The following is a 12955-nucleotide window of genomic DNA, read 5'->3' as shown; positions in this document are numbered from 1 at the left end:
GCGGCGGACGCCGGGCCCGCTACGGGTTGACCGCGAGTTCCAGGTACGCCGCGAACAGCACCAGGTGGACGCCTCCCTGCAGGGGCGTGGCGCGTCCTGGCACGACCGTCAGGGAGGCCACCACCACGGTCAGCGCGAGCAGCACCATGTGGGTGGGGCCGAGGCCCAGGATCAGCGGCCCGGGGAGCCAGACAGAGGCCAGGGCGACCGCCGGGATGGTCAGTCCGATGCTGGCCATCGCGGAACCGAGCGCGAGGTTCAGGCTGGTCTGCACCCGGTCGCGGCGGGCTGAGCGCAGAGCGGCGATGGTCTCGGGGAGGAGGACCAGCAGGGCGATGATCACACCGACGACGGCGTGATGGAGTCCCGCGGCGTCCACCCCCTTCTCGATGGTGGGTGACACACCTTTCGCCAGTCCGACCACACCGATCAGCGCCAGGGCCAGCAGTCCCAGGCTGATCAGCGCGGTACGGGCCGACGGCGCGTGGGCGTGATCCTCGACAGTGATCACCTCGCCCTGCCGGGTGATCGGGAGGAAGTAGTCGCGGTGCCGCACGGTCAGGGTCGTGATGAACAGCCCGTAGAGGATCAGCGAGGACAGCGCCGCGAAGGTCAGCTGGACGGTGGAGAACTCCGGGCCCGACGCGCTGGTCGTGAACGTCGGCAGCACCAGGCTGAGCGTGGCCAGGGTCGCCACCGTGGCGAGGGCGGCACCGGTGCCCTCCGGGTTGAACACCGCCGTGCCGTGGCGCAGGGAGGCGACGAGCAGGCTGAGCCCGACGACGCCGTTGCAGGTGATCATCACGGCCGCGAAGACGGTGTCCCTGGCGAGGGTGGCGCCCTTGTCGCCGCCGTCCGCCATCAGGGTCACGATGAGGGCGACCTCGATGACGGTGACGGCGATGGCGAGGACGAGGGAGCCGAAGGGCTCACCGACCCGGTGGGCGACCACCTCCGCATGGTGCACGGCGGCCAGGACCGCCACTGCGAGGACGATGGTCAGCAGCGCCACGACCACCCCGGGCAGGTCGCGCCCCCAGGTGAAGATCAGCAGCACGACCGCGACCACAGGCGTGACGGTCGTCCACTGTGCGAGGAGCGCCCTGGGCCGAGTGATCATGCAGCGATCGTCGCAGAGGCGAACGGACCTCGCACGCCCGGACATACGGACAGGGAACAGCTTCGGCCGACACACGCGCTCGGGGTCTTCCTCTCTCGCGGCGGGTGCGGGAGCGGCGGCCGGCCCTGCGCCGCTCGCCGCTCCCGGTGGTGTCTGCGCGCCCGACGGGCTGTCGTACGCCGGTCAGGCGTCGATGTCGTGCTTCGACGTGTCTCGGGCGGCCGCCGCTTCCGCCTGCTTCCGGGAGGACCGGAGGCTGGTGATCGTGGTGACGATCAGGACCGAGCAGATCACGCCGAGCGAGACCGGAATGCTGATCTCGGGGACGTGGACCCCGGACTCGTGCAGGGCGTGCAGCACCAGCTTCACGCCGATGAAGCCCAGGATGATCGACAGGCCGTACGAGAGGTGGACCAGCTTCCTCAGCAGGCCGCCGATGAGGAAGTACAGCTGGCGCAGACCCATCAGGGCGAAGGCGTTGGCCGTGAACACGATGTACGGGTCCTGGGTCAGCCCGAAGATCGCCGGGATGGAGTCAAGCGCGAACAGGACGTCGGTGGTGCCGATCGCGAGCATCACGACCAGCATCGGGGTCATGACGCGCTTGCCGTTCTCCTCGATCCACAGCTTGGTGCCGTGGTACCGGTCTGCGACGCCGAACCGGCGTTCGACGGCCTTGAGCAGCTTGTTCTCCTCGAACTCCTCGTCTTCCTCCTCGGCCCGGGCCTCCTGGATGAGCTTCCAGGCGGTCCAGATCAGGAAGGCGCCGAAGAGGTAGAACACCCACGAGAAGCTGGCGAGGATCGCGGCACCGGCGGCGATGAAGACGGCCCTGAGGACCAGGGCTATGAGGACGCCGACGAGGAGCACTCGCTGCTGGTACTGCGAGGGCACCGCGAACTTCGCCATGATCAGGACGAAGACGAAGAGGTTGTCGACGCTCAGGGACTTCTCGGTGATGAAGCCCGCGAAGAACTCGCCGGCGGGTTGGCCACCGCCGAAGACGAGGAGCCCGAGTCCGAAGAGACCCGCCAGCGCGATCCAGACGACCGTCCAGAGCCCGGCTTCCTTGATCGATACGTCGTGCGGCTTGCGGCCGATGAAGAAATCGACCGCGATGAGGGCGGCGAGGCCCACGATGGTCAGGGCCCACAGGGCCATGGAAACTTCCACTTGTGCCTCCGGCAGTACGTCACACGGCGGATGTCAGCGTCGTCGCTGCCGGAGGTCTCTTCCACCCCGGGCATCCGGTGCGCGAGGCGCGTCCGGAGCCCACGGGCCGACGCCCCGGGATCTGGCCTGATCCGTATTGACGGGTACGCCGCAGCTGGCAGGGAGTACTCCCCTCCGTGGGAAAAACAGTACCCCCATCACCAAGGAAAGGTAAAGAGGAAAGTAAAGGAAAGGCCAAAGTTCCAGGTCAGAATGGCTTTACGAGTACTTGGTGCTGGCTGTGGCTCACCGGTTCCACGAGTGTCGGGCCGCGGCGACCATGGCGAGCACCTGCTGGAGCACCTGGCTGCCGGGCGGCACGAGCGCGGGCTCGTAGGTCCAGGCATGGCCGACCCACGGGTCGGCCAGATGGTCGTCGGCGACCGGGGTCAGACGCAGCAGCGAACGCCACAGCGGGTCGAGCAGCGGCCCGTATCCCGCGGACTCCTCGCGGTCGGCGACCATCATCAGGTGCACACCGACGGCCGGGCCCTCGTCCGCGAGGTAGCGCAGCTGGGTCACGGCCCGGTCGTCGAAGCCGTGCGGGAAGTCGTTGACGATCAGGAGCTGCTGGGACGTGTCGAGACCGGGTGGCAGCGCGTCGGCGGCGCCTCCGCGCAGCGCCATCTGCACCAGGTCGACGCGCTGGGTGAGCCGGGCGAGCACGTCCGCCGTCCCCGCGGCCCCCAGAGCCGGCGGGGCGGCGAGCACTCCGCTGTGCACCAGCGGTGCCAGGGCCTGCGTCCCCGCTCCGGCCGGGTCGATGACGTGCACGGTGAACTCGCCCGGCGGGTGGACGGCGAGCAGCCGGGCCGCGTGCGCGACCGCCGACTCCAGGGCCAGACGTCCCGGATCGTGGGTGTCCGCGAACGAACCGTCGAGCGAGCCGGAACGCCCGCTGTCGATCCACAGGCCGCGCTCCAGCGGCAGCCGGACGAGCATCGGGATGCGTATCCGGTCGGCCTCGGGCAGACGGAGGTCGCCCAGGCGCACGGCCATGGGGATCTCCATGGGCACGCGGTAGGCGTGCCAGACGGGGTTGTCCCAGCGCGCGTAGGCCGCCGGCAGGGCGGGCTCGACGACATCGGCCTCGGCGGCGAGCTGGGCGAGATCCCGGTCGAGGGCCTCCCTGGCCTGGGCCACGAGCTGACCGTGCCGGGCACGGGCGGCCTCGCGCGCGGCGTCACCCTGCCCGCCGATCCGGCTGCGCGGGTCGGACAGGGCCTGGTCGATCTCCTTCTCCATGCGCGACTCGGCGAAGTCGACGGCACTGCGGTACGCGGCCGCGGTGCGGGCCAGGTCCTCGAACATGCCCCACACCTGGTTGTAGAGCCGCTCGTCCATGGACCAGCCGGTGGCGTCGCCCGCGACGGGCTGTGCGGTCTGCCCGGGCGCGGCCGGGGGCGCGGCCGGCGCGGGCACGGGCGGAGCCGCGTGCTGTCGGCGCGGGTGGCTGTAGTCGATCGGGCCGCCTCCCGAGGGGGCGTGCGGCTCGGTGGCGGGGGCGGGATCCCCCGCCGTGGCCCCGCCCGGGTACGGCGGCTGCGGTGCGGACCGGCCCGGACCGCCGGGCGTCTGCGGGCCGCCGGCGCCCTGGGGATCGTACGGGGACGCCGCCGGTGTGGAGCCGGGCGCGCCCGGGGACGCGGCCGTTGCGTGGTCCGGGGCAGCGGTCTGGCGGGCACGGTCGCCGTCCGCCGTACGCGGCGAAGGGGCCGGCACCGAGCGGGCCAGACCGCTCGCCGCCGCCGCCTGGACGACGCCCGCGAGCCGGTGGGCCTGCGGCAGGCCCTGGTCGGCGAAGAGCTCGGCGAGGCCGCCCGCGTAGCCCTGGCCGACGGCCCGCACCTTCCAGGCGCCCTGCCGGCGGTAGAGCTCAAGCGCGACGACGGCGGTCTCGGCCTCCAGGCCGGTGAGGGTGTAGTTGGCGACCTCGGTGCCGTCGAGGCCGGTGACGGCGACGAAGGGAGCGGCGACGGCGCCGAAGCGGGACGGGCCCGCCCCGTCGGCCGAGGCGAGGGCGAGCAGCACACTGACCCGGTGCACGGCGTCCGGCACGGCGTCCAGGTCCACCGCGAGACGATGGTCGGCGGCCGCCTGCCGGGAGACCTCCAGTCCGGGCAGGGCGGGCGCGCCCGGATGGGCCACCCACTCGACGCCGTGGACCGTCCCGTTCTCGTCGCCGAGCGTGGCCGCGGTCACCAGCGGCGCACCGGCCGAGACCCGGATCTCCAGACGGGCCTGGGGAAGCGGATGGTTCTGCCCCCGCACCAGCTCGGCCGTCATCGCCTGTTCCCCCTGTGTCACTCGTGTGCGACTCGTGATGTGCGCTGCACCGTCCGCCCGTTCCCGGTGGAACGGGCGGGACCGGTGTCCCCCTACAGAACCGGCAGGATCGCCGGCATCAGGTCCTGGAAGGTACGGCCGTTGGCCGGGGAGCCGAGGGCGGTCATCGACCAGCCCTGTCCCACCCGGTGCACCTTGGCCATGATCTGGGCGGTGAAGGCGCCGCCGCCGGCCAGCGTGTAACGGGCGAGTTCCTGGCCATTGGTCTCGTCCACCAGGCGGCAGAACGCGTTCTGCACCTCCTGGAACGTCTGGCCCGTGAAGGAGTTCACGGTGAAGACGATCTGGTCGATGTGGACCGGGACGCGCTGCAGGTCGACGAGGATCGCCTCGTCGTCGCCGCCCTGGCCGACACCGCCGACCAGGTTGTCCCCGGTGTGGCGCACCGAGCCGTCGTCGCTCACCAGGTGACGGAAGAAGACGACGTCGACCGGCTGCTTGTCCGCGAACAGGACGGCGGAGGCGTCGAGGTCGATCTCCCGGGTACGGGAACCGAACAGGCCGCGCCGGGGAGCCGCCTGCCAGCCGAGACCCATGCGCACCGACGTCAGGCTGCCGCCGTCGTTCTTCTGCAGACTGATGGCCTGACCCTTGGTCATGTTGACGGTCACGCGCTGATTCCCCTCTACGAGCTGTCCCCTGTTGCCGCGCCACCCGCGGTTGACCAGAACCCTACGCAGAGCCACTGACCGTGCCGTACCCCCGTCCACACTTTGTGTCGGTCTTGCAACACACCGCGTGCCGGGCGGGCCGTCAGGCCAGGCCGGCCTCCTTCATCTGGCGCAGTTCCTTCTTCATCTCGGAGACCTCGTCGCGCAGTCGGGCGGCGATCTCGAACTGCAGGTCCGCGGCGGCGGCCCGCATGCGGGCGGTGAGTTCCTCGATCTGCTCGGCGAGCTCCGCGGCGGGGCGGTCGGTGGGCACCGTCGCGGTCTTCCCGCCCTTGGCCGTCCTGGCACCGGTCGCCGCCTTGCCGCCGAGGGAGGGCACGGGGGCCTTGGCGCCCTTGCCGTCCTTCGACTGGCGGTAGCCCGAGCCGAGAAGCTGCTCGGTGTCGATGTCCTCGCGGGCGATCTGCGCGACGATGTCGTTGATCTTCTTGCGCAGCGGCTGCGGATCGATGCCGTTCGCCTTGTTGTAGGCGATCTGCTTCTCCCGGCGGCGGTTGGTCTCGTCGATGGCCTTCTCCATCGCCGGGGTGATCTTGTCGGCGTACATGTGGACCTGCCCGGAGACGTTGCGCGCCGCGCGGCCGATGGTCTGGATCAGGGAGGTCCCGGAGCGCAGGAAGCCCTCCTTGTCGGCGTCGAGGATGGCCACCAGGGAGACCTCGGGCAGGTCGAGGCCCTCGCGCAGGAGGTTGATGCCGACCAGGACGTCGTACTCACCGGCGCGCAGCTCGCGCAGCAGCTCCACGCGGCGCAGGGTGTCGACGTCGCTGTGCAGGTAACGGACCTGGATGCCGAGCTCCAGGAAGTAGTCGGTGAGGTCCTCGGCCATCTTCTTGGTGAGCGTGGTGACGAGGACGCGCTCGTCCTTCTCGGTCCGCTTGCGGATCTCGTGCACCAGGTCGTCGATCTGGCCCTCGGTGGGCTTGACGACGATCTCCGGGTCGACGAGGCCGGTGGGGCGGATGATCTGTTCGACGGCGCCGTCCGAGCGGGAGAGCTCGTAGGCGCCGGGGGTCGCCGACAGGTACACGGTCTGCCCGATGCGCTCCTGGAACTCCTCCCACTTCAGCGGGCGGTTGTCGAGCGCGGAGGGCAGCCGGAAACCGTGGTCGACCAGGGTCCGCTTGCGGGAGGCGTCGCCCTCGTACATGGCGCCGATCTGCGGCACGGTGACGTGCGACTCGTCGATGACGAGCAGGAAGTCGTCCGGGAAGTAGTCCAGCAGGGTGTTGGGCGGGGAGCCGGGCGAGCGGCCGTCGAAGTGCATCGAGTAGTTCTCGACGCCGGAGCAACTGCCGATCTGGCGAAGCATCTCGAGGTCGTACGTCGTGCGCATCCGCAGCCGCTGTGCCTCCAGGAGCTTGCCCTGCTTCTCCAGCTCGGCCAGGCGCTCGGCCAGTTCCTTCTCGATGTCGTTGACCGCCCGCTCCAGGCGTTCGGGGCCCGCGACGTAGTGGGAGGCCGGGAAGACGTACAGCTGCTGGTCGTCGCTGATGATCTCGCCGGTGACCGGGTGGAGCGTGGACAGGGCCTCGATCTCGTCGCCGAACATCTCGATGCGGACGGCGAGCTCCTCGTAGACCGGGAAGATCTCGATGGTGTCGCCGCGCACGCGGAAGGTGCCGCGGGTGAAGGCCATGTCGTTGCGCGTGTACTGGATGTCCACGAAGCGGCGCAGCAGCTCGTCCCGGTCGTGCTCGTCGCCGACGCGGAGGGGGACCATACGGTCGACGTACTCCTGCGGGGTGCCGAGACCGTAGATGCAGGAGACGGAGGCGACCACGACGACGTCGCGGCGGGTGAGCAGCGAGTTGGTCGCGGAGTGGCGCAGGCGCTCCACCTCCTCGTTGATCGAGGAGTCCTTCTCGATGTAGGTGTCCGACTGCGGGACGTATGCCTCGGGCTGGTAGTAGTCGTAGTACGAGACGAAGTACTCGACCGCGTTGTTCGGCAGCAGCTCGCGGAACTCGTTCGCCAGCTGGGCGGCGAGTGTCTTGTTCGGCGCCATCACGAGGGTGGGACGCTGGAGCTTCTCGATCATCCACGCGGTGGTGGCGGACTTGCCGGTGCCGGTCGCGCCGAGCAGCACGACGTCCTTCTCGCCTGCTTCGATGCGCCGGGCGAGGTCGGCGATGGCCGCCGGCTGGTCACCGCTCGGCTGGTAGGGGCTGACGACCTCGAAGGGCGCCACCGTGCGTTCGATCTGGGAAACGGGCCGCATGGGATCCACCGTACGACCCCGCACTGACAACCGGTCCGGATCAGCGGTTCTGCGGGGTACGGGAGCGCCCGTGGACGAGGTGGCGGGGCGTCGGGCGCGTGGGGTGATGCGCCGGGCGGTGGGCCCTCGGCGGGAACTCGGCGTGCGCGGGGACGCCCGGCTTGCGCTCGACGGGCACGGCCGGCTTCCCCATGACCATCAGCGGGTCGAACAGCACCACGACGCCGGCGAGGAGGAGGAAGGCGAGGGGGCCGATCAGCATGGGGGCGAGCAGCTCGGCCGGCGAGCCGCCGGAGGAGGGGTCGGACGTGCCGTGCAGATGGACGTCGAGCGCGGCCATACCGGTGTAGTGCATGCCGGTGACGGCGAGGCCCATCACGAGGCTCGCGCCCACGCTCCAGAGGAATCCCCGGACCTGACCGGCCGCCCACAGGGCCGCGGTGGCGGCGGCCATGGCGATGGCGACGGACGCGGCCACGGTGAACGTGTCGTACTCCAGCCGCCCGTCCAGCCGCATACCGGCCATTCCCAGGTAGTGCATCGAGGCGATGCCCAGACCGGTGATGGTCCCCCCGGTGAACAGGGCCGTTCCCCGCGCGCCCCGGTAGCCGACGATGAAGATCCCCACACCCACCATGACGATGGCGACGGCCAGGCTCGCGAACGTCATCCCCCAGTCGTAGCGGATCGGCGTGTGTTCGATCGTGAAGCCCATCATCGCCACGAAATGCATGGTCCAGATCCCGGAGCCGATCGCCGCCGAGCCGAGGGCGAGCCAGCCGGGGCGCCACGACTGGGTGACCAGCATGGACCTGGTGGTGCAGCGCAGACCGAGGGCGCCGCCGAGACAGGCCATGAGGTAGGCCACCAGCGGTGTGACGAGTCCGTAGCTGAAACCGTCGACCGTACCTTGCATGCGCGGCTGCCCTTCCGCCTTTTACGTCCCGGAATGCCCTGATGTGCGCCCTTCCCAGGACCGTACAAACGGTCAGGGCCGAGGCAGAGAGTATGACTCCCACCAGAATGGTCGAACGATTCTCCGGTAAAGAATCACGGTCTTGCCCCAGTTGTGCGGCCCCGGTGAGCGGAGTTGAGCAACTCCATTCAGCCTGTGGCCATTCTGCACCCACCTCTCGTTGACCCTCTGCTGTCACAGTGGTGCTGTCCGTGAAAGCTCGACGCGAGGAGTACGCATGCACGCGCGCGCAGTTGCCGTCCTGACCACCGCGCTCGTGGGGGTCGTCCTCATGGCTCCCGGTTCTCACGCAGACACCCTGGACAGGGGCGACGCGCCGACGGTCGTCGCCCACCGGGGCGCGTCCGCCTACGCGCCGGAGAACACGCTGGCCGCCGTCGACAAGGCGGCCGAGCTGGGCATCCGCTGGGTGGAGAACGACGTCCAGCGCACCAAGGACGGCGAGCTCGTCGTCCTCCACGACGAGAGCCTGCAGCGCACCACCGACGTCGAGGAGGTCTTCCCCGACCGCGCGCCCTGGAAGGTGAAGGACTTCACCGCAGCCGAGATCGCCCGTCTGGACGCGGGGAGCTGGTTCGGCTCCCAGTACGCGGGCGCGCGCGTGCCGACCCTGGAGCAGTACGTGCACCGTGTGGAGCTCCACCACCAGAAACTGCTGCTGGAGCTCAAGAGCCCGGCGCTCTACCCGGGGATCGAGCGGCAGACGCTCAAGGTCCTCGCCAACGAGGGCTGGCTCGACCGGCGGCACGTGGCCGGCCGGTTGATCGTGCAGAGCTTCGACGCGGACAGCATCCGGACCGTCCACGACCTCAAGCCGGCCGTCAAGACCGGCTTCCTCGGTACCCCGGCCGTGGCGGACCTGCCCGAGTACGCGAAGTTCACCGACCAGATCAACCCGTCCCACGGGTCGATCTCGCAGAGCTACGTCGCCTCCGTCCACGGTTTCAACGGACCGCACGGCAGGGCCATGGAGGTCTTCACCTGGACGGTCGACGACGCGGCCACCGCCCGGCGGGTCGCCGGGTACGAGGTGGACGGCATCATCACCAACAAGCCCGACGTGGTCCGGGACGCGGTGCAGGGGGTCGCGGACTCCGCCGGCCTGTGATCCTGCCGCCCCTGGCGTTGTCAGTGGCGGGCCGTACGGTGGGCGCATGGACAGCCATGGGCAGTACGAGCAGCGGGTGGTGTGGGCCGTCGTCGGCACCGGTATCGGTCCGCTGCTGCTGGCCGCGACCGACGACGGCCTGGTCAACGTCGTGTTCCACGCCACGGACGCCGTGCGCGACCGGGCCCTCGAGCGGCTCGCGTCCCGGCTGGGCGCCCGGCCCGTCGAGGCGCCCGGCTCCCCGCTGCTGGCCGAGGCGATAGAGCAGGTGGAGGCGTACTTCGCGGGCGAGCGGCACGACTTCGACCTGCCACTGGACTGGTCGCTGATATCGGGCTTCAACCGGCAGGTGCTGCGGGAACTGGCGTCGGGCGTGCCCTACGGCTCGGTCGTCGGCTACGGCGATCTGGCCGGGCGCGTGGGTCAGCCCGGTGCCGCCCAGGCGGTGGGCACGGCGATGGGGGCCAATCCGCTGCCGGTCGTCGTGCCGTGTCACCGGGTCGTGGGCAGCGACGGCGGCATCGGCGGCTTCGGCGGCGGCGTGGACACCAAGCGCCGACTGCTCGCGCTGGAGGGCGTGCTGCCCGAGCCGCTGTTCTGACCCGAGCCGCTGTCCGCCGTGGGCCGGCCCGGTCTCCCGACGGGGTTTGCCCCGGTCTCCCGACCGCCAGAGATGAGGGAGAACCGACGGACTAGGGAGGCAGACCCGTGACGCTGGTGGTGTCGGAAGAGGTACGGGAGGCGCTCGACGCGCATCGCCCCGTGGTGGCCCTGGAGTCCACGATCATCGCGCACGGGCTGCCGCGCCCGCGCAATCTGCTGGTGGCACGGGAGCTGGAGGAGGCCGTGCGGCGGGAGGGTGGCGTACCGGCGACGATCGCCGTGCTGGACGGGCGGCCCCGGGTCGGCCTGGACAAGGAGCAGCTGGAGCGGATCGCGAACGAGGACGGCATCCGCAAACTGGGCCATCGTGATCTGCCGCTCGCGCTGGCAGCCGGGGCGAGCGGGGCGACCACGGTGTCGGCGACCGCCCTGCTGGCCGCCCGGGCGGGGGTGCGTGTCTTCGCGACCGGCGGGCTCGGCGGCGTGCACCGGGAGTGGACCGTGACGCAGGACGAGTCGGCCGACCTCGGTCTGCTGGCGCGGACCCGGATCACGGTGGTGTGCGCGGGCGTGAAGTCCATCCTCGACGTACCCGCGACCCTGCAGCGGCTGGAGACGCTGGGCGTCGCGGTGGCCGGGTACGGCACGGACCGCTTCCCCGGCTTCTACCTGTCCGACTCGGGGCATCCGGTGGACTGGACGCTGCGCGGTCCGGAGCAGGTGGCGGCGGTCATGCGGGCGCAGGACGCGCTCGGTGGGCCGGAGTCGGCGCTCGTCGTCGCCAATCCCGTCCCTCCGGAGGAGCAGCTCGACCCCGCGCTGCACGCGCGCGTGCTCGCCGACGCGCTGCGCGCGTGTGAGGAGGAGGGGGTCACGGGCCAGGCGGTCACCCCGTTCCTGCTGGACTACCTGGTACGGCACACCGACGGGGCGTCGCTGAGCGCGAATCTGGCGGCGGTGCGCGGCAACGTGCGGCTGGCGGCACGTGTCGCGGCGGCGTGGACCGGGGCGTGACCGCCGGGGCGGGAGGCGCGCTGCTCGTCGTCGGGGACGTGGTCACGGACGTCGTCGCCCGGCACCGGGGGCCGCTGACCGTCGGCACGGACACGGCCGCCTCGATCCGGCGACTGCCCGGCGGGGCGGGGGCCAACGTGGCCTGCTGGGCCGCGTACGGGGGGTGCGGGGACGTACGGCTGCTGGGACGGGTCGGCGCGGACGCGGCGGCCTGGCACGAGCGGGAACTGCTGGCGCACGGGGTGCGGCCCCGTCTGGTCGTCGACCGGTCCGCACCGACGGGGACGGTGATCTGCCTGGTCGACTCGGGCGCCTCGGCCGAACGGACGTTCCTGACGGACAGTGGGGCGTCGCTGCGCCTGGAGCCCGGTGACTGGTCGGACACGCTGCTCGACGGGGTCGCACGCCTTCACCTGTCGGGCTACCTCCTCTTCTCGGAGCCTAGCCGTGCCCTGGTGGCGGTCGCGCTGGCCGCGGCACGCGCGCGGGGGACGCCGGTGAGCCTGGATCCGGCGTCGGCCGGCTTCCTGGCGGACCTGGGCGTCGACCGTTTCCTGGACCTGGTCGAGGGGGTCGACGTCCTGCTGCCCAGCCGTGACGAGGCGTGTCTGCTCACCGGGCTGTCCGACGCCGCGGACGCCGTGGCCGAGCTGAGCCGGCACGTTCCGCTGGTGGTCGCCAAGCAGGGCTCCGCAGGGGCCCTGGTGGCCCGGTCCGGTGCCGTGTGCGCGCATGTCCCCGCCGTCCCGGCGTCTGCGCGGGACAGTACGGGCGCCGGTGACGCCTTCACGGGCGCGTTCCTCGCGGCGCTGCTCGCGGGCGCGACGCCCGAGGATGCGGCGGCGCAGGGGTGCCGGGCGGGAGCCGTGGCGGTCGAGCGGGTGGGCGGGAGGCCTCCGTCAGCTGGGGGCCGGGGCTGACCGGCGGGACAGGCGCACCGCGCCCGGACGCACCGTTGAGCGTGCACCGTGTCGTGCCGTTCGTCCGCGCGGCCCGTGGTGCACGCGGCGCACCGGCCGGCGGGCGGGGCGGCGCCGTGAACACCCCGCCGCGCCTACGCCTTGTGCCCCCACGCCGAGATCATCGGTGCCGTCACCAGGTCCATGCTGCCGGAGGTGGCGTCGGCGAGGTGCCGGTAGATGTCCTCGTCCGTGGCCACGCCGGCGGCGACCGGCTGCTCGCGGATCTGCCGGATCGTCGCGGACTCCAGGGCGGCGCACGCGGGCGAGGTGACCGGGAAGCAGGCGTCGGCCTCCGCACGGCACAGGCCACTCTCCCGCAGCAGGCGCGGGAGCCTGCGTCCGTAGGACAGGTCGGCGCCACGGCGGGAGAGCAGTTCGCGGACACCGTGCCGCAGCCGGTTCGCCGGCTGCTGGTCCGGACCGTGCTCGTCGGGACGGAGCAGGGGCCGCGGCGCGGGACCGGCGTCCTCGACGAGCAGACGGCCGCCCGGCCGCAGGGCCTCGACCATCGAGCGCGACGCCGGTTCCCGGCCGGGAACATGGACGAGAACGAGGCGGGCGTGCACCAGGTCGAAGCCCTCGTTATGTTCTTCACGGTCCTGCAAGAGGGCCGCTGGCCTCCGGGCCCGGCATGACTGTTGCCCCCTGTCGAAGGGATGACCTGGGGGGTGGTGTCACCGGGCCCGAGGGGTGCCGTCACAGACGCTGATGAGAGGTCCGAC

Annotated in this window: 10 protein-coding genes and 1 pseudogene; 4 read left to right on the top strand and 7 right to left on the bottom strand. The window is 71.4% G+C overall.

Going from position 1 to position 12955, the window contains the following annotated elements:
* Window positions 1-19: 19 nt before the first annotated feature.
* From ACIRFH_RS33570 to ACIRFH_RS33545, 6 genes are all read right to left on the bottom strand, one after another.
* Window positions 20-1120 (bottom strand): calcium:proton antiporter, encoded by a 1101-nt coding sequence (locus ACIRFH_RS33570; protein WP_403529377.1) that lies wholly within the window; start codon window positions 1118-1120, stop codon window positions 20-22.
* 183 nt (window positions 1121-1303) lie between these two features.
* Window positions 1304-2293 carry a TerC family protein gene (locus ACIRFH_RS33565; RefSeq protein WP_403529374.1) on the bottom strand — a complete coding sequence of 330 codons (990 nt, stop codon included), beginning with the start codon at window positions 2291-2293 and terminating at the stop codon, window positions 1304-1306.
* Between the two features lie 285 nt (window positions 2294-2578).
* On the bottom strand, window positions 2579-4618 hold the full coding sequence (locus ACIRFH_RS33560; protein WP_403529371.1) for a TerD family protein: 2040 nt from the start codon (window positions 4616-4618) through the stop codon (window positions 2579-2581).
* Between the two features lie 92 nt (window positions 4619-4710).
* Entirely contained in the window at window positions 4711-5289 is a 579-nt protein-coding gene (locus tag ACIRFH_RS33555; RefSeq protein WP_225635961.1) for a TerD family protein, read from the bottom strand.
* A gap of 142 nt (window positions 5290-5431) precedes the next feature.
* Entirely contained in the window at window positions 5432-7570 is a 2139-nt protein-coding gene (gene uvrB / locus ACIRFH_RS33550) for an excinuclease ABC subunit UvrB (RefSeq protein ID WP_403529368.1), read from the bottom strand.
* Window positions 7571-7610: 40 nt separating this feature from the next.
* Window positions 7611-8486 carry an MHYT domain-containing protein gene (locus tag ACIRFH_RS33545; protein ID WP_403529365.1) on the bottom strand — a complete coding sequence of 292 codons (876 nt, stop codon included), beginning with the start codon at window positions 8484-8486 and terminating at the stop codon, window positions 7611-7613.
* Window positions 8487-8763: 277 nt separating this feature from the next.
* On the opposite strand from ACIRFH_RS33545, the gene ACIRFH_RS33540 reads away from it, so the two are divergent.
* From ACIRFH_RS33540 to ACIRFH_RS33525, 4 genes are all read left to right on the top strand, one after another.
* Window positions 8764-9654, top strand: coding sequence for a glycerophosphodiester phosphodiesterase (locus ACIRFH_RS33540; RefSeq protein ID WP_403529362.1), 891 nt, complete (start codon window positions 8764-8766; stop codon window positions 9652-9654).
* A 46-nt stretch (window positions 9655-9700) separates the two neighbouring features.
* Window positions 9701-10255, top strand: coding sequence for a methylated-DNA--[protein]-cysteine S-methyltransferase (locus ACIRFH_RS33535; protein ID WP_403529359.1), 555 nt, complete (start codon window positions 9701-9703; stop codon window positions 10253-10255).
* 107 nt (window positions 10256-10362) lie between these two features.
* On the top strand, window positions 10363-11271 hold the full coding sequence (locus tag ACIRFH_RS33530) for a pseudouridine-5'-phosphate glycosidase (RefSeq protein WP_403529356.1): 909 nt from the start codon (window positions 10363-10365) through the stop codon (window positions 11269-11271).
* Window positions 11268-12191, top strand: coding sequence for a carbohydrate kinase family protein (locus ACIRFH_RS33525; protein ID WP_403529353.1), 924 nt, complete (start codon window positions 11268-11270; stop codon window positions 12189-12191). The genes ACIRFH_RS33530 and ACIRFH_RS33525 overlap by 4 nt, the downstream gene beginning before the upstream one ends.
* A gap of 134 nt (window positions 12192-12325) precedes the next feature.
* Here ACIRFH_RS33525 and ACIRFH_RS33520 read toward each other — a convergent pair.
* Window positions 12326-12826, bottom strand: a pseudogene (locus tag ACIRFH_RS33520) (SAM-dependent methyltransferase); the annotation flags it as partial.
* Between the last annotated feature and the right edge of the window lie 129 nt (window positions 12827-12955).

The organism is Streptomyces sp. NPDC093586, from assembly GCF_044764905.1.
In the GTDB taxonomy this organism is placed as follows: Bacteria; Actinomycetota; Actinomycetes; order Streptomycetales; family Streptomycetaceae; genus Streptomyces.
Note: the sequence above shows the minus strand (reverse complement) of the source record. Positions and strands in the feature narration are given on the sequence as shown.

Excerpts from the sequence above, each read along its gene's own strand:
- ACIRFH_RS33560 (WP_403529371.1), bottom strand. The coding sequence starts at position 4,618 with ATGACGGCCGAGCTGGTGCGGGGGCAGAACCATCCGCTTCCCCAGGCC.
- ACIRFH_RS33540 (WP_403529362.1), top strand. The coding sequence starts at position 8,764 with ATGCACGCGCGCGCAGTTGCCGTCCTGACCACCGCGCTCGTGGGGGTC.
- ACIRFH_RS33545 (WP_403529365.1), bottom strand. The coding sequence starts at position 8,486 with ATGCAAGGTACGGTCGACGGTTTCAGCTACGGACTCGTCACACCGCTG.
- ACIRFH_RS33570 (WP_403529377.1), bottom strand. The coding sequence starts at position 1,120 with ATGATCACTCGGCCCAGGGCGCTCCTCGCACAGTGGACGACCGTCACG.
- uvrB (WP_403529368.1), bottom strand. The coding sequence starts at position 7,570 with ATGCGGCCCGTTTCCCAGATCGAACGCACGGTGGCGCCCTTCGAGGTC.
- ACIRFH_RS33535 (WP_403529359.1), top strand. The coding sequence starts at position 9,701 with ATGGACAGCCATGGGCAGTACGAGCAGCGGGTGGTGTGGGCCGTCGTC.